Annotated in this window: 15 protein-coding genes and 1 pseudogene; 6 read left to right on the forward strand and 10 right to left on the reverse strand. The window is 69.6% G+C overall.

The features are described 5' to 3' along the window. Positions 1-7 precede the first annotated feature (7 nt). The 5 genes from MTY59_RS24790 to MTY59_RS24810 form a co-directional block, all read right to left on the reverse strand. Positions 8-838, reverse strand: coding sequence for a shikimate dehydrogenase (locus MTY59_RS24790; protein WP_221043492.1), 831 nt, complete (start codon positions 836-838; stop codon positions 8-10). Continuing rightward, positions 813-2,060 carry an endolytic transglycosylase MltG gene (gene mltG / locus MTY59_RS24795; RefSeq protein WP_221043493.1) on the reverse strand — a complete coding sequence of 416 codons (1,248 nt, stop codon included), beginning with the start codon at positions 2,058-2,060 and terminating at the stop codon, positions 813-815. Before mltG ends, MTY59_RS24790 begins: the two co-directional genes overlap by 26 nt. Beyond that, positions 2,053-2,559: a Holliday junction resolvase RuvX gene (gene ruvX, locus MTY59_RS24800; RefSeq protein ID WP_221043494.1), complete on the reverse strand. Its 507-nt coding sequence runs from the start codon at positions 2,557-2,559 to the stop codon at positions 2,053-2,055. Before ruvX ends, mltG begins: the two co-directional genes overlap by 8 nt. Then, on the reverse strand, positions 2,560-5,262 hold the full coding sequence (gene alaS / locus MTY59_RS24805) for an alanine--tRNA ligase (RefSeq protein ID WP_221043495.1): 2,703 nt from the start codon (positions 5,260-5,262) through the stop codon (positions 2,560-2,562). Positions 5,263-5,392: 130 nt separating this feature from the next. After that, positions 5,393-5,782: a secondary thiamine-phosphate synthase enzyme YjbQ gene (locus MTY59_RS24810; RefSeq protein ID WP_007774433.1), complete on the reverse strand. Its 390-nt coding sequence runs from the start codon at positions 5,780-5,782 to the stop codon at positions 5,393-5,395. Between the two features lie 159 nt (positions 5,783-5,941). Here MTY59_RS24810 and MTY59_RS24815 point away from each other — a divergent pair, with 159 nt between their 5' ends. Both MTY59_RS24815 and MTY59_RS24820 read left to right on the forward strand, forming a co-directional pair. After that, a complete protein-coding gene (locus MTY59_RS24815; protein WP_221046646.1) occupies positions 5,942-6,562 on the forward strand; it encodes an antibiotic biosynthesis monooxygenase in 621 nt (206 codons plus the stop codon). Between the two features lie 153 nt (positions 6,563-6,715). After that, the gene (locus MTY59_RS24820) at positions 6,716-7,339 is read left to right on the forward strand and encodes a hypothetical protein (protein WP_221043496.1); all 624 of its coding nucleotides are present in this window, start codon (positions 6,716-6,718) and stop codon (positions 7,337-7,339) included. Positions 7,340-7,366: 27 nt separating this feature from the next. Here MTY59_RS24820 and MTY59_RS24825 read toward each other — a convergent pair whose 3' ends face one another. Next, a complete protein-coding gene (locus MTY59_RS24825) occupies positions 7,367-7,702 on the reverse strand; it encodes a hypothetical protein (protein ID WP_221043497.1) in 336 nt (111 codons plus the stop codon). Next, positions 7,699-9,057, reverse strand: a complete 1,359-nt coding sequence (locus tag MTY59_RS24830; RefSeq protein ID WP_221043498.1) for a replication-associated recombination protein A — start codon at positions 9,055-9,057, stop codon at positions 7,699-7,701. The genes MTY59_RS24825 and MTY59_RS24830 overlap by 4 nt, the downstream gene beginning before the upstream one ends. A 117-nt stretch (positions 9,058-9,174) precedes the next feature. On the opposite strand from MTY59_RS24830, the gene MTY59_RS24835 reads away from it, so the two are divergent. From MTY59_RS24835 to MTY59_RS24845, 3 genes are all read left to right on the forward strand, one after another. Beyond that, positions 9,175-10,128 (forward strand): hypothetical protein, encoded by a 954-nt coding sequence (locus tag MTY59_RS24835; RefSeq protein ID WP_221043499.1) that lies wholly within the window; start codon positions 9,175-9,177, stop codon positions 10,126-10,128. A gap of 88 nt (positions 10,129-10,216) precedes the next feature. Next, a complete protein-coding gene (locus MTY59_RS24840) occupies positions 10,217-13,549 on the forward strand; it encodes a transglutaminase family protein (RefSeq protein ID WP_221043500.1) in 3,333 nt (1,110 codons plus the stop codon). Positions 13,550-13,602: 53 nt separating this feature from the next. After that, the gene (locus MTY59_RS24845) at positions 13,603-16,209 is read left to right on the forward strand and encodes a circularly permuted type 2 ATP-grasp protein (RefSeq protein WP_415823347.1); all 2,607 of its coding nucleotides are present in this window, start codon (positions 13,603-13,605) and stop codon (positions 16,207-16,209) included. Positions 16,210-16,231: 22 nt separating this feature from the next. Here the strand turns inward: MTY59_RS24845 and MTY59_RS27860 are convergent. The 3 genes and pseudogenes from MTY59_RS27860 to MTY59_RS24860 form a co-directional block, all read right to left on the reverse strand. Then, positions 16,232-16,912: pseudogene (locus MTY59_RS27860) on the reverse strand (DUF6629 family protein). A gap of 10 nt (positions 16,913-16,922) precedes the next feature. Next, on the reverse strand, positions 16,923-17,978 hold the full coding sequence (locus tag MTY59_RS24855) for a zinc-binding metallopeptidase family protein (protein ID WP_221043502.1): 1,056 nt from the start codon (positions 17,976-17,978) through the stop codon (positions 16,923-16,925). Further along, positions 17,971-18,912 carry a transglutaminase family protein gene (locus MTY59_RS24860; RefSeq protein ID WP_221043503.1) on the reverse strand — a complete coding sequence of 314 codons (942 nt, stop codon included), beginning with the start codon at positions 18,910-18,912 and terminating at the stop codon, positions 17,971-17,973. The genes MTY59_RS24855 and MTY59_RS24860 overlap by 8 nt, the downstream gene beginning before the upstream one ends. A gap of 127 nt (positions 18,913-19,039) precedes the next feature. Between MTY59_RS24860 and MTY59_RS24865 the strand changes: the two genes are divergently transcribed. Beyond that, positions 19,040-19,429 (forward strand): MmcQ/YjbR family DNA-binding protein, encoded by a 390-nt coding sequence (locus MTY59_RS24865; protein WP_221043504.1) that lies wholly within the window; start codon positions 19,040-19,042, stop codon positions 19,427-19,429. Position 19,430 lies beyond the last annotated feature (1 nt).

Raw genomic sequence — 19,430 nt, forward strand, 5'->3', positions numbered from 1 at the left:
CGGCAGGCTATTGCGGTGCGGCCGCCGCGCAAGTCATGGCCTCGCGCGGCGCGGGCCGCCCGGTGAACTGTTCCACCTGGGCGAAAGCCTGGTGCAGCAGCATCTGCAGGCCGCTGACCACCCGCCCGCCTGCGGCGCTCACCGCGGCGGCCAGCGGCGTTGGCCACGGGTCGTAGACGGCGTCCAGCAGCACACCGATGCGTGCGAAGGTGCCGGCGTATCGTTCGGCCACGTCCGCCGGGATGGTGCTGACCAGCACCTCGGCGCCCGCCACCTCGTCGGCCAACCCGTCGCCGTCCAGGTCGCAGAACCGGGTCGGCACGCCCAGCTCGTCGCCCAGGTCCACCAGCCGGGCCGCCTTGCCGGGATCGCGGGCCACCACGGTGACGCCGGCCACGCCCAGCTGGGCCAGGCCGGCGACGGCGGCCGGCGCGGTGCCGCCCGATCCACAGACGAGCGCCCATCCCGAGGCGCTGCCGAGCGCCCCGGCGACCCCGTCGATGTCGGTGTTGTCGGCCCGCCAGCCCGCGGACGTGCGCACCAGGGTGTTGGCCGATCCCACCCGCTGCGCCCGGTCGGTGCGCTCGTCGGCGAATCGCAGGGCGGCGAACTTGCCGGGCATGGTCACCGACACCCCGACCCATTCGGGGCCGAAGCCGCCGACCACACCGGGCAGTCGCTCGGCGTCGCATTCGATGCGCTCGTACGTCCAGTCGGCCAGGCCCAGCGCATGATAGGCGGCCAGGTGCAACTGCGGGGACTTCGAATGGGCGATCGGCTTGCCGAGCACGGCCGCCTTCCTGGGGGCCGCGCTAGCGGGGCGTGCTGTCGAGGACACCGTTGCGCTTAGCCAGCTCGATGTTGGCCAGATGCTGTTGATAGTCGCGGGTGAACAGCGTCGTGCCCTGGGCGTCGATGGTGACGAAGTACAGCCAGTCACCGGGCTGCGGATGCTCGGCGGCGTTCAGCGCGTCGGTGCCGGGCGAACAGATCGCGGTGGCAGGCAGGCCCTGCGACACGTAGGTGTTCCACGGCGTCTTCTGGGCCCGGTCGGCGTCGCTGGTGGCCACCTCGCGGCGGTCCAGCGGGTAGTTGACCGTCGAGTCGAACTCGAGCGTGTGATGGGCGTGCAACCGGTTGTAGATGACCTGCGCGACCTTGGCGAAGTCCTGTGAGTTGGATTCCTGCTGCACCAGCGACGCCACCACCAGGATGTCGTAGGGCGACAGGCCCATGGCCTGGGCGGTGTCCACCAGCCCGGACTTCACGTACTCCTCGCCGCCGGCGCCGATCAGGGTGGCCAGGATGCTCTCCGGCGACGCGGCCGGATCGACGTTGAAGGTGCCCGGCGCGATCAGGCCCTCGATCCGGCGGTGGTCCTTGCCGAGCTCACCGACGGGCTCGGTGGCCCACGGCGGCACCGCCAACGCCAAGGCGGAACTGTTTGTCGCGGCCGCGCGCAGGTCCTGCACCCGGACGCAGCGCGTGTCACCGTCGAGATCCACGCAGGTGGCGCGCGAGATCAGCGTCAGGATCCCCGGCGTCACCACGTTGGTCTTCATGTCGGTGGTGTCGTCGAGCTGGCGGCCCTCCGGGATGACCAGCCGGCCCACCCGGCTCTTCGGGTCGGTCAGCCGCGCGACGGCGTTGGCCGCCGGAATTTCAGTGCGCATCCGGTAGAAGCCGGGCTGGATCGAGTTGATGGCGCTGTTGCCGTGCGCGGCGTTGACGAACGCCCGGACCGTCTTGATGACCTGCTCTTTTTGCAGCGTCTCGCCGATGTTGGTGGTCGAGTCACCGGCCTGCACCTGAATCACCAGGTCCCGCTTGCCGCCACCGCTGTAGTCGTTGTCGGGCCCGAACAGCGTGTGCCACAGCTTTCCGCCGGCGAAGACACCCGCGAGCACCACCACGACGAGCAGCGCCAGCACGACCTTGCCGACGAACCGCCGCCGACGGCCCCGCTTGGCCCGTTTGCGGGAGATGCGGCTGGACCTGCGCCCCGCCGGCGCACCCACCGCCTCCGGCTCGGCCCGTTCCCGCCGTGCGCTGTCAACCATCGCTGAGCTCTCCCGCCACCGCCGCGCGGCGTTGATCCAGCCAACTCTGCAGGATCGCCACCGCCGCCGCCTGATCGATCACCGCACGCTGCTCCCTGGCCCGCACCCCGGCCGCGCGCAGCGAACGCTGCGCGGCCACCGTGGTCAGCCGCTCGTCGGCCAGCCGCACCGGGGTGGGCGCGATCCGCTGGGCCAGCGCGTCGGCCACCTCGATCGCGTCGATCGCCGACGGGCCGGTGCGATCGGCCAGCGTGCGCGGCAGGCCGACGACCACCTCGACGGCCTCGAGTTCGGCGGCCAGCGCGGCCAGCCGCCGCAGGTGCTTGCCGTTGCGGTCACGCCGGACGGTCTCGACCGGGGTGGCCAGGATCGCGTCGGGGTCGCTGCAGGCCACGCCGATGCGGACGCTGCCCACGTCGATGCCGAGCCGTCGTCCCCGGCCGGGGTCCTGGTGGGGATCGCCGGGCCGGTCAGGCAAGCGGTGCTGTGCGGAGACCACTCAATCGACCCGCGCTATCACGGCGATCTCGGAACGTACCGCGTCGAGCGCTGCATCGATGCCCGCCGGATCCTTGCCGGAACCCTGCGCCAGGTCCGCCTTGCCGCCCCCGCGGCCGTCGACGCTCGCGGCGATCTGCTTGACCAGATCGTTGGCGCGCAGCCCGAGATCCTGGGCGGCCGGGTTGGCGGCGACCGCATACGGCACCGACCCGCCCTCGCCCTCGGCGATCAGCGCGACCACCGCGGGTTCGCTGCCCAGCTTGCCGCGAATGTCGCCGACCAGGGAGCGCAGATCGGCCGCCGTCATCCCGCCCGACATCCGCTGCGCCACCACCCGGACGTTACCGATACGCTCCGCGCCGGCAGCGGCGTTGGTCGCGGCGGCCCGCGCGCCGGCCAGCCGGGCGCGTTCGAGTTCCTTCTCCGCCGCCTTGAGCCTCTCCACCAGGTTGGCGACCCGGGCGGGCACCTCGTCGGACGGCACCTTCAGCGACGACGCCAGCCCCGCCATCAGCGCGCGTTCCTTGGCCAGGTGCCGAAACGAGTCCAGCCCGACATAGGCCTCCACCCGGCGCACCCCGGAGCCGACCGAGGATTCGCCCAGGATGGTCACCGGCCCGATCTGCGCCGAGTTGTGCACGTGGGTCCCGCCGCAGAGCTCCAGCGAGAACGGGCCGCCGATCTCCACCACCCGGACCTCGTCGGGGTAGGCCTCGCCGAACATGGCCATCGCGCCCATCGCCTTGGCCTTCTCCAACTGCTCGGTGAACGTGTGCACCTCGAAGTCGGCCTGCACGGCCTGGTTGGTCACCGCTTCGACCTGGGTGCGCTGCTCTTCGGACAACGGCCCCTGCCAGTTGAAGTCGAACCGCAGGTAGCCCGGCCGGTTCAGCGACCCGGCCTGAACGGCGTTGGGCCCCAACACCTGTCGCAGCGCAGCGTGCACCATGTGGGTGCCCGAGTGCCCCTGGGTGGCGCCCCGGCGCCACTGCGGGTCGACGGCCGCGACGACGGTGTCGCCCTCCACGAATTCGCCGGACTCGACGTTAACCCGGTGCACCCACAGGGTTTTGGCGATCTTCTGTACGTCGGTGACGGCGGCGCGGGCGCTCTGTCCGGCGCCCGTTCCGCTGATGGTCCCCTCGTCGGCGATCTGACCGCCGGCCTCGGCATACAACGGCGTGCGGTCCAGCACCAGCTCGACCCGGTCGGCCCCCTCGGTGCCGTGGGTGACCACCGGAACCCGCTTGCCGTCCACGAAGATGCCCAGAATCTTTGCCTCGGAAGTCAATTCGTCGAAGCCGGTGAACTCGGTGGGCCCGGCGTCGACCAGCTCCCGGTAGGCGGTCAGGTCGGCGTGCGCGTGCTTGCGCGCGGCGGCGTCGGCCTTGGCCCGGCGACGCTGCTCGGCCATCAGTTCGCGGAAGCCGACCTCGTCCACGCGCAGGCCGGCCTCGGACGCCATTTCCAGCGTGAGCTCGATCGGGAACCCGTAGGTATCGTGCAGGGTGAAGGCGTCCGACCCCGAAATCGCTTTCGCGCCAGAGGCTTTGGTGGTACCGGCTACCTCGTCGAACAGCTTCGAGCCCGCCGCCAGCGTTCGATTGAACGCGGTCTCCTCGGCGACCGCGATCCGCCGGATCCGATCGAAGTCGGCGACCAGTTCCGGATACGACGGACCCATCGCGTCGCGCACGGTGGCCATCAGGTCACCGACGATGGGCCCCTCGATGTCGAGCAGCCTGGCCGATCGGATCACCCGACGCAGCAGCCGGCGCAGCACATAGCCGCGGCCGTCGTTGCCGGGCGTGACGCCGTCGCCGATCAGGATGGCCGCGGTGCGGCTGTGATCGGCGATGACCCGGTAGCGCACGTCGTCGTCGTGGTTGCCGACGTCATACCCGCGCGGCGCCCGCGCGGCCGCGGTGTCGATGACGGGCCGCAGCAGGTCGGTCTCGTAGACGTTGTGCACGCCCTGCAAGATGAAGGCGACCCGCTCCACACCCATGCCGGTGTCAATGTTCTTGCGGGGCAACGGTCCCAGGATCTCGAAATCGGCCTTGCCGGTGCCCTCGCCACGCTCGTTCTGCATGAACACGAGATTCCAGATCTCGATGTAGCGGTCCTCGTTGGCGATCGGGCCGCCCTCGACGCCGAACTCCGGCCCGCGGTCGTAGTAGATCTCCGAGGACGGGCCGCACGGGCCGGGGATGCCCATCGACCAGTAGTTGTCCTCCATGCCGCGGCGCTGGATGCGCTCCGCGGGCAGCCCGGCGATCTCCTGCCACAGCTGCACGGCCTCGTCGTCGTCGAAAAAGACCGTCGTCCAGATGCGTTCGGGATCCAAGCCGTAACCGCCCTGCTCGACATCGTCGGTCAGCAGGGTCCAGGCCAGTTCGATGGCGCGACGCTTGAAATAGTCGCCGAACGAGAAGTTGCCGGCCATCTGAAAGAACGTGTTGTGCCGGGTGGTGATGCCGACCTCGTCGATATCGGGGGTGCGGATGCACTTCTGGATGCTGGTGGCGGTCGAGTATTCGGGCGTGCGCGCGCCCAGGAAGTAGGGCACGAACTGGACCATGCCCGCGTTGACGAACAGCAGGTTGGGGTCGTCGAGGATCACCGATGCGCTCGGCACCTCGGTGTGGCCCGCCTTCACGAAATGATCAAGAAACCGCTTCCTGATCTCGTGTGTCTGCACTTTCGAGTCCGCTTCTTTCCGTTACTTCGACGTCTCATTCCCAGCCTATTCGCCGGGGCATGGCAAGCCCGTCTCACGACGCATTTCGACCGCTCACAGTACCTGCCCCGGCGCGCCGGACACCGAGCCGCTAACCCTGGAGAAAGCTCAGCCGGACCGAGCGTTGCGGGTTGTCCCGGTTCAGGTCGACCAGGACGATGCTCTGCCACGTCCCCAGCATCGGCTCACCGGCCGACACCGGAACCGTCACGGACGGCGCGACGAGCGCCGGCATCACGTGGTCAGCGCCGTGGCCCGCGGAGCCGTGCGAATGCCGGTAGCGATCGTCGCGCGGCAACAGTCGTTCCAGCGTGTCGACCAGGTCGTCGTCCGAACCGGCGCCCGTCTCGATGATGGCCACCCCCGCGGTGGCGTGCGGGACGAACACGTTGCACAAACCGTCCCCGCGCGACCAGCAGAACCCGCGCACCGCCTCGGTGAGATCGACGATGCGGCGGCGCGAGGTGTCCACGTCCAACACGTCGGTATGCATCCCGCCAAGCCTACGGCGCGGGCCTCACGACCAGCCAACCAATTGTGAGTGCTGCCACACCATTGCGGGTGCAAACGGGCAGGAGGAAGGTAGTTCATGACCGGTGGCGCCACCGGGGCGCTGCCCCGAACAAAGAGGGGGTGGACCGTGTACGCACGCTCTACCACAATTCAGGCGCAACCCTCGTCGATCGACGCCGGGCTTGCACATGTTCGCGATGACGTCATGCCCGCGCTGCAAGGTATGCCGGGGTGCGTGGGCGTATCCCTTTTGGTCGACCGTCGCTCGGGCCGGTGCATCGCCACCAGCGCCTGGGAGAGCGACGAGTCCATGCGCGCCAGCGGTGAAACCGTGACGCCGATCCGTGACCGGGCGGCGGAAATGTTCGGGGGCACGGCAAACGTCGAGCAGTGGGAGATCGCGGCGCTGCATCGCGACCACCCCGCGCCCGAAGGTGCCGGCGTACGTGTTACGTGGGTCAAGGTGCCATCGGAAACCATGGACCAGGGCATCGAGTACTACAAGTCGTCCGTCCTGCCCCAGCTCGAGGGCCTCGACGGGTTCTGCAGTGCGAGCCTCATGATCGACCGCACCTCTGGGCGTGGCGTGTCCTCCGCGACGTTCGACAGCATCGATGCGATGGAGCGCAACAGGGACCAGGCAACCGCGCTGAAGAACTCCTCGCTGCAAGAGGCGCGCGCCGAGGAACTCGATGAATGCGAGTTCGAGCTGGCGCTAGCGCACCTCCGAGTACCCGAGCTGGTCTGATCGAGATGCGGCGGTAGACCGGCCGAGCCAGGCATTCGGCCGGTCGCCGATCTGCGCTTCGAAAGCATTGCGGCGAGTAACCGGCAGGAGGAAGGTAGCGAGTGGGACCGGTGGCGCCACCGGGGTGCCGCCCCGACATGGAAGGGGTCGACCGTGTACGCACGCTCCACCACCATCCAGGCGCAACCGCTGTCGGTCGACATCGGCATTGCGCATGTTCGCGACGTCGTCATGCCCGCCCTCACCGAGATCGACGGGTGTGTGGGACTGTCGCTGCTGGTTGACCGGCAATCGGGCACCTGCATCGCCACCAGCTCGTGGGAAACCATGGAGGCGATGCGCGGCAGCGCCGAGCGGGTCGCACCCATTCGCGACCGGGCCGCGCTGATGTTCGACGGCAGCGCACGGGTCGAGGAATGGGACATCCCGTTGCTGCACCGCGACCACCCCTCCCGCCCCGGCGCCTGCGTGCGCGCCACCTGGCTCAAGGTGGTGCCGGATCAGCTCGGCCGGTCGCTGGACTTCTACCGGATGGCGGTGCTGCCCGAGCTGCAGGAGCTCGACGGGTTCTGCAGCGCCAGCCTGATGGTCGATCACCCGGCCTGCCGCCGCGCCGTCACCTGCTCCACGTTCGACTCGATGGAGGCGATGGCCCGCAACCGCGACCGCGCCAGCGAGCTGCGCAGCCGGCGCGTGCGCGAGTTGGGCGCCGAGGTGATCGACGTGGGCGAGTTCGAGCTGGCGATCGCCCACCTGCGGGTGCCCGAGCTGGTCTAGCGTCGCGGCAATCGGACCGGGGCCGGCTCAGGGCAGCGCGTCCCCGGGGAATCCGCGGCAGGGGTGCACCCGGTAGGTGAAGACGCCCGCCGCCACACCCGGGTCGTCGGACATGATCGCCGTGGTCTCCTCGACCGTCGCCGCGAACACCCCGATGCCGCACACTTCGGATTCGTCGATGACCGGCAGCACCACCGGGAGCACTCCGTCGTCGCGCAGTCCGAAATTGCGGCGGCCGTGCTCCCAGACGATGCCCGGCGTTGCCTCGTCGCCGTACTTGGGTCCCTTCTCGAGGATCACCACGCTGTAGGGCTGGGCGGTGGGCAGCAGGGCGCCCATCTCTTCGTCGGTGAAGATCTTCATGCCCGTCCCCTCTTGCGGATGATCGTGCGCAGCCGGTCCAGCCGGCCGGCCATTTCGCGTTCACCGCCGCGGCCGGTGGGCCGGTAGTAGTCGACCCCTGCCAGCTCGTCCGGCGGATATTGTTGTGCGACAACCCCATCCGGGTGGTCGTGGGAATACTTGTAGCCCTGCGCGTTGCCCAGCCCCGCCGCACCCGAGTAGTGCCCGTCGCGCAGATGGGGCGGAACCAGACCGGCTTTGCCGGCCCTGATGTCGGCCATCGCCGAGGCCAGCGCCGTGGTGACCGCGTTCGACTTCGGCGCGGTGGCCAGATAGATCGTGCAGTGCGCCAGGGTGAGCTGCGCCTCGGGCATGCCGATCAGCGCCACCGTCTGCGCGGCCGCCACCGCGACCTGCAGCGCGTTCGGGTCGGCCATGCCGATGTCCTCGCTGGCCAGGATCATCAGCCGGCGCGCGACAAACCGTGGGTCCTCGCCCGCCACCAGCATGCGGGCCAGGTAGTGCAGCGCGGCGTCGACGTCCGAGCCGCGCACCGACTTGATGAAGGCGCTGATGACGTCGTAGTGCTGGTCGCCGTCGCGGTCGTAGCGCACCGCGGCCTCGTCCAGGGACTGCTCGACGGCCGCGACGGTCAGCTCGCCGCCGGGCTCGACCGCCTCGGCGGCGACCTCCAGCGCCGTCAGCGCGCGCCGGGCGTCACCCGCGGCCAGCCGGACCACCAGGTCGACGGCCTCGGGCGCGACCGCGATCTGGCCGCCCAGCCCGCGCGGGTCCTCGATCGCACGCTGCACCACGGTGCGGATGTCGTCGGCGCTCAGCGGCCGCAACTGCAGGATCAGCGAGCGCGACAGCAGCGGCGCGACCACCGAGAAGCTGGGGTTCTCCGTGGTCGCCGCCACCAGCAGCACCACCCGGTTCTCGACGGCGGACAGCAGCGCGTCCTGCTGGGTCTTGGAGAAGCGGTGCACCTCGTCGATGAACAGCACCGTCTGCTCACCGGACAGCAGCGCCCGGCGCGCGGTGTCGATCACCGCCCGAACGTCTTTGACACCGGCCGACAGGGCCGACAGCGCCTCGAACCGGCGGCCGGTCGCCTGCGAGATCAGCGCGGCCAGCGTCGTCTTGCCACTGCCGGGGGGCCCGTACAGGATGGCCGACGCCACGCCCGAGCCCTCGACCAGCCGGCGCAGCGGAGATCCGGGCGCCAGCAGATGGTCCTGCCCGACCACCTCGTCCAACGATGCCGGACGCATCCGGACCGCCAGGGGTCCACCGCCCGACACGCCCAGCCCGTGATCGGTCGGCTGCGGCGCGCCGGGGAGGTCAAACAGACCGTCGGACACGGTTTCAGGCATACCACGGCGGGCGGACACCCGCGCCGGGCGAGGCGGGCGGCCCGGCGATCCGCGCGCCCCGGCCGCATCTTTGCTAAGTTCCCGTTTGCCGAGTCCCGCGCGACAGCAAGGACGGACATGAGCCAACCTCCCGAGTATCCAGGCACCCCGGCAGACCCCCAGGGCAGCAACCCTCCCGGCTACCCGCCACCGGGCTACGGCGCACCCCCGCCGCCTCCGCCGGGTTACGGACCGCCCCCGGGCTACGGCACACCCCCGCCGCCTCAGCCGGGTTACGGACCGCCCCCGGGATATGGGGCGCCCCCACCGGGCTACGGACCGCCACCCGGCTACGGTGGCCCGCCCGCGTTCAGCATCGGGGACGCGTTCGGCTGGGCCTGGAACACATTCACCAAAAACGCCGTGGCACTTATTATTCCGGCACTGGTGTACGCGGTGCTGTTTGCCGTCGCCTCCACCCTGATCGGCCTGAGCCAGAGCATGGGCACGACGAGCAACTCCGACGACGACTACTTCACCTTCACCGGGAACCTCAACGGCGGCGGTACGGCGCTGCTGATCCTCGGCTATCTCGTGGCATACCTGGTGGGGGCGTTCGCCCAGTCCGCGTTCCTGTCCGGCTGCCTGGATCTGGCCGACGGCCGCCCGGTGACCATCGGGTCCTTCTTCAAGCCGCGCAACTTCGGCAGGGTGTTTCTGGCGGCGCTGCTGGTCGGGATCCTCACCTCGATCGCCTCGGTGCTGTGCTTCCTGCCCGGCCTGATCCTGGGGATCTTTGCCCAGTTCACCATCCCGTACGCGATCGATCGGTCCGAGCAGCCCATCAAGGCGCTCACCTCCAGCTTCTCCACCGTCGCGTCGAACTTCGGCAACGCCCTGCTGGTGTGGCTGGTCGAGGTCGCCGCCGTGGTGGTGGGTTTCCTGGCGTGTGGCGTCGGCGTGGTGGTGGCGGTCCCGGTCGCCGCCCTGGTCGGGATCTACGCGTACCGCAAGTTTTCCGGTGGCCAGGTCGCCGCGCCGCAGCAGGCGGGGTACCAGGCCGGCCCCCCACCGGGACACGCACCGGCCTAGCACTGCGCGCAGGTTTCGCGTATTACGGCGCGGTAAGCCGCAATTGCGGCGCGCTGCGCCGCGTGCGCGCGTGTGATGGGATCAGCGAATGAGCATCAAAGTTGCGCTGGAGCACCGCACCAGCTACACCTTTGACCGGCTGGTCCGGGTGTATCCGCACATCGTGCGGCTGCGCCCGGCGCCCCACACCCGCACGCCCATCGAGGCGTACTCGTTGCGCATCGAGCCCGACGAACACTTCATCAACTGGCAGCAGGACGCGGTGGGTAATTTCCTTGCCCGGCTGGTGTTTCCGACTCCGATGCAACAACTGAGCATCACCGTCGGGCTGATCGCCGACCTCAAGGTGATCAACCCGTTCGACTTCTTCATCGAGGACTGGGCCGAACGGTGGGTCCCCGGCAAGGGGCGGGGCGGGCTGACCTACCCCAAGGAACTCGCCGAGGACCTGGAGCCCTACCTGCGGCCGGTCGACGAAGACGGCGACGGCTCCGGCCCGGGCGAGCTGGTGCGGGCCTGGCTGAGCGATTACTCGGTGCGCGACGGCACTCGCACCATCGACATGCTGGTCGAGCTCAACCGTGCCATCAACGCCGCCGTCGCCTACAGCCTGCGGATGGAACCCGGTGTGCAGACACCGGATTACACGCTGCGCGCCGGGGTCGGCTCGTGTCGCGACTCGGCCTGGCTGCTGGTGTCGATCCTGCGCCAGCTGGGGCTGGCCGCCCGCTTCGTATCCGGCTACCTGGTGCAGCTGGCCTCCGACGTCGAGGCGCTCGACGGGCCGTCGGGCCCCGTCGCCGACTTCACCGACCTGCACGCCTGGACCGAGGTGTACATCCCCGGCGCGGGCTGGATCGGGCTCGATCCGACGTCCGGGTTGTTCGCGGGCGAAGGCCACATCCCGCTGGCGGCCACGCCGCACCCGACGTCGGCGGCACCGATCACTGGGGGCACCGAACCCTGCGACTCGGTGCTGGAGTTCTCCAACACCGTCACCCGGGTTCACGAAGACCCGCGCGTCACGCTGCCGTACACCGACGACGCGTGGCGGACCATCCGCGAGGTCGGCCGGCAGGTTGACGAGCGGCTGGCGGCGGCCGACGTCCGGCTGACCGTCGGCGGCGAGCCGACCTTCGTTGCGGTGGATATCCACCCAAACAAGTCGACCAAGGAATGGACGACGGCCGCCGACGGCCCGCACAAGCGGCAGCGCGCCTCCGATCTGGCCGCCCGCTTGAAGGCCGTATGGGCGCCGGGCGGCGTGATCCAGCGCGGCCAGGGCCGCTGGTATCCCGGAGAACCGTTGCCCCGCTGGCAGATTGCGCTGCATTGGCGCACCGACGGGCGTCCGCTGTGGACCGACGAGACGCTGCTGGCCGACCCCTGGAGCGGCACGGCGCAACCCCCCGTCGACAACGAGGCGGCCTCTCAGGTGCTTGCCGGGATCGCCGACGGCCTGGGCCTGCCGGCCTCGCAGGTCCGGCCGGCCTACGAGGACCCGCTGCATCGACTGGCGGCCAAAGTCCTTGAGCCCGAAGGGGTTCCGGTGGAGGACGCCGACGACCTGGCAGCCGACTCCCCCGCGGGCCGCGCGGCGCTGCTGGCCCGGCTGGACGAATCCATCACGGCCCCGGCGGCATTCGTGCTGCCGCTGCACCGGCGCGACGATGACCTGGGGTGGGCCAGCGCCGACTGGCGGCTGCGCCGCGGCCGCATCGTGTTGCTGCCCGGGGATTCTCCGGCGGGGCTGCGGCTACCGCTGGACTCGATCAGCTGGAAACCGCCACGTCCGTCGTTCGATGCCGACCCCCTTGCTGTCGGCCACGCCCTGTCGACGGAGTCGACGGGCGCGCAGGTGGTCGACGCCGACGGTGCACCGCCGACCGCGCTGGTCACCGAGATTCGGGACGGGCTGCTCTACGTCTTCCTGCCGCCCACCGAGGCGCTGGAGCACTACGTCGATCTGATCGCCCGGGTCGAGGCAGCGGCCAAGGTCGACTGCCCGGTGGTGATCGAGGGTTACGATCCCCCGCCGGACCCACGGCTGCGCTCGACAACCATCACCCCGGACCCCGGTGTCATCGAGGTCAACGTCGCGCCCACCGCCAGCTTCGCCGAACAGAACCAACAGCTGGAGACGCTGTACGCGCAGGCCCGCCTGGCCCGCCTGTGTACCGAGTCTTTCGACGTCGACGGCACGCACGGCGGCACCGGCGGCGGCAACCACATCACCCTGGGCGGCGTGACGCCCGCGGACTCGCCGCTGCTGCGCCGCCCCGACCTGCTGGTGTCGCTGCTGACGTACTGGCAGCGCCACCCGTCGCTGTCCTACCTGTTCGCCGGCCGGTTCGTGGGCACCACGTCGCAGGCGCCGCGAGTGGACGAGGGCCGCGCCGAGGCCCTCTACGAGCTCGAGATCGCGTTCGCCGAGATCGCCCGGCTGGGCGGCGGTGGCGCCACCAAGCCGTGGGTGATCGACCGCGCGCTGCGTCACCTGCTCACCGACATCACCGGCAACACCCACCGCGCCGAGTTCTGCATCGACAAGCTCTACAGCCCCGACAACGCCCGCGGCCGGCTAGGCCTACTGGAGTTGCGCGGCTTCGAGATGCCCCCGCACCTGCAGATGGCCATGGTGCAGTCGCTGCTGGTGCGCTCTTTGGTCGCGTGGTTCTGGGACGAGCCGCTGCGCGCGCCGCTGATCCGCCACGGCGCCAACCTGCACGGCAGATACCTGTTGCCGCACTTCCTGATTCATGACATCGCCGACGTCGCCGCGGACCTGCGCGCGCACGGCATCGCGTTCGAGACCAGCTGGCTGGATCCGTTCACCGAGTTCCGGTTCCCGCGCATCGGGACCGCGGTGTTCGACGGCGTGGAGATCGAACTGCGCGGGGCCATCGAGCCGTGGACCACGCTGGGCGAGGAGTCCACCGCCACGGGAACGGCGCGCTACGTCGACTCCTCGGTGGAGCGCATCCAGGTCCGCATCATCGGGGCGGACCGCCATCGCTATGTGTTGACGGTCAACGGCTATCCGGTGCCGTTGCTGGCCACCGACAACCCCGACATCCACGTGGGCGGGGTGCGGTTCAAGGCCTGGCAGCCGCCCAGCGCGCTGCACTCGACCATCTCGGCCGACGGGCCGTTGCGGTTCGAGCTGATCGACCTCACCACCGGCACGTCGCGCGGGGGCTGCACCTACCACGTCGCCCACCCCGGCGGGCGGGCCTACGACACGCCACCGGTCAACGCCGTGGAGGCCGAGGCACGGCGCGCCCGCCGCTTCGAGGCGACCGGCTTCACCTCCGGCAAACTCGACCTGTCCGGCATCCGGGAGAAGCAGGCCCGGATCTTCACCGATGTCGGCGCGCCGGGCATCCTCGACCTGCGCCGCGTGCGTACCGTTGCGCAGTAATGGTGTTTGCGGACATGACATTCGGCGCGGGTGCACCGCCTGGACCCGGCTCGATGGCCGGCACCGCGGGCTACGACGCCGATCGCCTGCTGGCCGGATACCGCGCCGCGCGGGCCCAGGAAGCGCTGTTCGATCTGCGGCACGGCCCGGCGAGCGGCTATGACGAGTTCGTCGACCAGGACGGCAACGTGCGCCCGGCGTGGGCGGAGCTGGCCGACGCCATCGCCGAGCGCGGCCGCGCCGGGCTGGACCGGCTGCGCTCGGTGGTGCGCGACCTCATCGACAACGACGGCATCACCTACACCGATGTCGCGCCCGGCGGTCGCGGCCAGGAGCCCCGGCCATGGCAGCTGGACACCTTGCCGATCGTGCTGTCCGCGGCCGACTGGGAGGTGCTCGAGGCCGGCCTGCTGCAGCGCTCGCGGGTGCTCGACGCCGTGCTGGCCGACCTGTACGGTCCGCGCCGCCTGCTCACTGACGGCGTCCTGCCCCCCGAGCTGCTGTTCGGCCACCCCGGGTACGTGCGCGCGGCCAACGGCATCGAAATCCCGGGCCGCCACCAGCTTTTCATGCATGCCTGCGATGTGAGCCGGCGTCCGGACGGCACCTTCGTCGTCAACGGCGACCGCACCCAGGCGCCATCGGGGGCCGGGTACGCCCTGGCCGACCGGCGGGTGGTCGCGCACTCGATTCCCGAGCTCTACGAGCGCATCGCGCCGCGGCCGACGACGCCGTTCGCCCAGGCGCTGCGGCTGGCTCTGATCGACGCGGCACCCGATGACGCCCAGGACCCGGTCGTCGTGGTGCTGTCCCCGGGCATCTACTCCGAGACCGCGTTCGACCAAGCGTATCTGGCCACGCTGCTGGGTTTTCCGATGGTGGAAAGCGCCGACCTGGTGGTGCGCGACGGCATGTTGTGGATGCGCTCGCTGGGCACACTGAAGCGCGTCGACGTAGTGCTGCGCCGGGTCGACGCCGACTACACGGACCCGCTGGACCTGCGCGCCGACTCCCGGCTCGGGGTGGCCGGTTTGGTGGAGGCCCAGCGCCGCGGGACGGTGACCGTGGTCAACACGCTGGGCAGCGGGATTCTGGAAAACCCTGGGCTGCTACGTTTTCTGCCCACGATGGCCGAGCACCTGCTCTCGGAAACGCTGCAGCTGCCCGCCGCCCAGGTCTACTGGGGCGGCATCGCCAGTGAACGCTCACACCTGCTGGCGAACCTGTCCTCGTTATTGGTGAAATCCGCCGTCGGCGAGAAAACCCTTGTCGGGCCCACGCTTTCGTCTCAGCAGCTGACCCGGTTGGCGGCCCGCATCGAGCAGACACCGTGGCAGTGGATCGGCCAGGAGCTGCCGCAATTCTCGTCCGCGCCCACCGACCACGCCGGCGTGCTGTCGTCGGCGGGCGTCGGAATCCGGTTGTTCACCGTCGCCCAGCGCGGCGGTTACGCGCCGATGATCGGCGGCATCGGCTACGTGCTGGCACCCGGGTCCGCCGCATACACATTGAAAACCATTGCGGCAAAGGACGTCTGGGTGCGACCCACGGAGCGCGCCCGTGCCGAGGCGATCAGCCTGCCGACGACGGAGCCCCCGGCGAAGACGGCCGCCGGCACCTGGGGCGTCAGCTCCCCGCGCGTGCTGTCCGACCTGTTCTGGATCGGCCGGTACGGCGAGCGCGCGGAAAGCATGGCGCGGCTGCTGATCGTCACCCGCGACCGGTTCCACGTCTACCGCCACCACCAGCACAGCGAGGAAAGCGAATGCGTGCCGGTGCTGATGACCGCGCTGGGCCGCATCACCGGAACGCCCGACAGCGACGGCGACCATGCCGAGATGATCGCGATCGCCCCCTCCACGCTGTGGTCGCTCACCGTCGACCCGGAGCGGCCCGGCTCCCTGGTGGAATCGGTGGAGGGTTTGGCACTGGCCGCGCGGGCGGTGCGCGACCAGATGTCGAACGACACGTGGATGGTGCTGGCCGCGGTAGAGCGTGCGCTGGCCCTGGAAAAGGAACCGCCGGAACCACTTTCGGAGGCCGACGCCCTGCTCACCGGGGCCCAGGCCCAGACGCTGGCCGGCATGCTGACCCTGTCCGGGGTGGCCGGCGAGTCGATGGTGCGCGACGTGGGCTGGACGATGATGGACATCGGCAAACGGATCGAACGCGGGCTGTGGCTGACGGCGTTGCTGCAGGCCACGTTGACCGTCGGCCGCGGCGCCGCGGCTGAACAGACCGTCATCGAGTCCACCCTGGTGGCGTGCGAGTCCTCGGTCATTTACCGGCGCCGCACGGTGGGCAAGGTCAGCGTGGCCGCCATGGCCGAGCTGATGCTGTTCGACGCGCAGAACCCGCGGTCGCTGCTGTACCAGTTGGAGAGGCTGCGGATCAATCTCAAGGACCTCCCCGGCTCGTCGGGATCTTCGCGCCCCGAACGGCTGGTGGACGAGATCGGCACCCTGCTGCGGCGGTCCCATCCCGCGGAGCTCGAGCGGGTCGGCGGCGACGGCCGGCGTGCGCAGCTGGCGGAGCTGCTCGCCGCGGTGCATGGCGAGCTGCGCAACCTGGCCGAGGTCATCACCACCACCCAGCTGGCGCTGCCCGGTGGCATGCAACCGATTTGGGGTCCCGACGAACGACGGGTGATGCCGGCCTAGTCTCGGGCCGTCCCCACCGAATTCACGCGTTCGATGTCGCCCGATCCTCGGCAACGCCACGTAGCCGGTGCGGATCGGGCAGTCGCCGACGCCGCACCATGTGCACCAGCGCCAGGACCGACAGCGTGGCGGCGTAAATGCACCACAGCGACGCGAACGCCTGCGTGTAGAGGACCGCGACCACGATCAAACCCACCAGGTTCGCCAACCCGAACACCACAATGGAGCGATAGCCCGACAGCAACGCCGGCCCGATGACGGCGATGACGTACAGCACCGCCCACACGTAGCCGTCCGAAACGCCGGTCTAGTACTGCAGCGCGTGGGGGCCCTTCGTCACCGTGACCGGTTCGGCGAGCACGACGACGGCCAGATAAACCGACACGACGGTGCCGAGCAATGCGAACGGCGCCACCCGTAGCCGGGCGCCGCGCGGTTCCAGCATCAAGATCGCCCACGGGACCAGCGCGGGAAGCAGCGGCAGCGCGATGAAGACGTACGCCCGCATCGCCAGATGGGCCAGGCCCGGGGAGACAACGCCGTTGGGCCACACGGCCGCCTCGATGAACTGGTGGACCGCGAAAATCGTCGGCAACAGAGCGAACGGCACTTCGCGCCAGTGCTTCACCTCACGCAGGGTCGCGACCGCGACCGGCACGAGGGCGGTGCCCACCACCAGGTCCGCCGTGATCGAAAAGCACACCGTAGGGCCCCTAGCCCGCTATCGACGCGCGACCGCGGGCCTCCGAGGTCACTTCGTCGATCACGGTGTGGATGAACTTCATCTTCTCCAGCACCGCGGCCGGCAGCACGAACGGGTACAGGTCGTCGTGGCCCATCGACCGGTTCACCATGTTCAGCGACCACGACAGCGGCAGCCACATGTCGATGATGGTCTGAAAAGCGCTGGGGCCCAAGGCGGGCCGGTCGAAGGTGGCCGACGCCGGGGCGAGCCCGCACCACGCCGACGTGTCCAGCGTGTCACGGATGTGCAGGTAGTGGGCGAACGTCTCGGCCCAGTCCTCGGCGGGATGCATGGTGGCATAGGACGATACGAAGTCCTCCTGCCAGCCCTCGGGAGCACCCTCGCTGTAGTGGCGGTCGAGCGCCGCGGAGTAGTCGGCTTCGTGGTCGCCGAACAGCTCGTTGAACCGCTGCACGTAGTCGGTGACCGGCGCGATCAGCCGGTAGTAGTAGTAATGCCCGATCTCGTGGCGGAAATGCCCAAGCAGGGTCCGGTACGGCTCGTCCATTTCGACGCGCAGCTGCTCGCGGTGCGCGTCGTCGCCCTCGGCCAAATCGATGATGATGACCCCGTTCTCGTGCCCGGTCATCACCTTCTCGTGCGCGCTGGACAGCAGCCGGAAGGCCAGCCCGTAGTCGGGATCCCTGTCACGCCCGACGATCGGCAGCTTCAGCTCGTGCAGCTCGGCGATCAGCCTGCGTTTGGCCGCCTCGGCCCGCGCGAACTCGGCCATCCCGACGGTGTCGGCGTCATTGGGCCGTTCGATGGTCAGCGCGCACGACGGGCACAGCAGCCGGGGGGTGTTGACGGGAACCAGCCAATTGCATTCGGCGAGAAGTAAATTGGCGCACAGCTGATACTCGCTGGCGGGCACGAAGCCGGCGTGCTCGCCTGTGTCGTCCTCCGAGATCACCAGCAGCGCCATCTGGTCGAGCGAAAACCCCAGCGCGCTACCGCAATTCAGGCAGGTGGAGTTCTCGAAGGTGAGGCGCTGGCCGCACTTGGGGCAGGTGAAGTCACGCATGCAGCACTTCACCTTCGTAGGGCACCACGTCGACTGCGACGTCGATCACACTGTGCTCCGAGTTGGTGTAGATGATGCCCCGAAGCGGCGGGACGTCCGCGTAGTCACGCCCCCGGCCCACGATGATGTAGCGCTCGTCGACCATCTGGTCGTTGGTGGGATCGAGCCCCAGCCACTCGAATTGGCCGGGCTGCTGCGGAGTCCACACCGCCGCCCAGGCGTGGGTGGCGTCGATGCCGATCATCCGATCCTTTCCGGGAGGCGGATCGGTGGCCAGGTACCCGGATACGTAACTGGCCGCCAACCCGTTGGCTCGCAGGCAGGCAATCGCCAGCCTGGCAAAGTCTTGACATACCCCTTCGCGGGCGGCCAGAACCTCATTGACCCCGGTGGAAATCGTCGTCGACCCCGACCGGTAGGTGAAATCGGTGAAGATGCGCGACGTCAGGTCCCGCAACACCTCGATCAGCGGGCGCCCGGGGGTGAAGCTGGGCGCGGCGTAGTCGCGGACGTCGTCGGTGATCTCGGGCGGATTGAGATCCAGGGTGAACTCGGTCGCCAGCGCTCCGGCTTGCCCGGCGGGCCGGGCCGCCTCCCACGGCTGCCCCGCCGGCCCGCCGGTATACGGATCCGGGCCGGGCGGATAGACGTCGACGATCGAGTCGCTGGTCACCTTCAGGGCCCGGTGCGGCTCGGTGACGTGAAAATAGGAGCTGATGTTGCCGTAGCTGTCCTCGCTGGTGGAGCTGTCGGCGGGGGCCGGGTCGATGATCAGCCGATGCGCGACACAGCGCTGCCGCAGCGAGTCGCGCGGGGTGAGAAATCCGCGGCCGTAAGAGCTCGTCACGACGTCGGAGTAGCGGTACTCGGTGCGGTGGGTCACCCGGTGGCGGCGCGCGACCCCGATCCCCGGTTCGCCTGGTTCTGCTGGCAAGCGCTTCTCCTCCTCCCCGCTGATCTCATCACATGCCGGACGGTTGCGTGGGGTGCGCGGCACGCCCCGTCGCGTACCGTTTGCCGATCCGACGGCATCCGCGCCGAAACGGGAGCACAATCGTGTTGTGGCCACGTGGGGCGACGTCGCCCGCATCGTTGGTGAGCTGGCACTCACCTCCGAGCCGTCACCGCATGACTGGCGGGTCGGCAAGAAATTGCTGGCCTGGGAGCGGCCGCTGCGGCCCTCCGAGCGCGAGGCGCTGGAGCGCGACAGCCCTCAACGGCCGCAGGGCGACATCCTCGGCGTTCGGGTTTCCGACGAGGGCGTCAAGTTCGCGTTGATCGACGACGAGCCCGGGACTTACTTCACCACACCGCATTTCGACGGCTATCCCGCGGTGCTGGTCAACCTGGCCGAAATTTCGGTGCGTGACCTCGAGGAGCTGATCACCGAGGCGTGGCTGACCCAGGCGCCGCGGAAATTGGTTCAGGAGTTCCTCGCCGACTCGCGCTGAA

Origin of the sequence: Mycobacterium senriense, from assembly GCF_019668465.1 — a bacterium.
Lineage (GTDB): Bacteria > Actinomycetota > Actinomycetes > Mycobacteriales > Mycobacteriaceae > Mycobacterium > Mycobacterium senriense.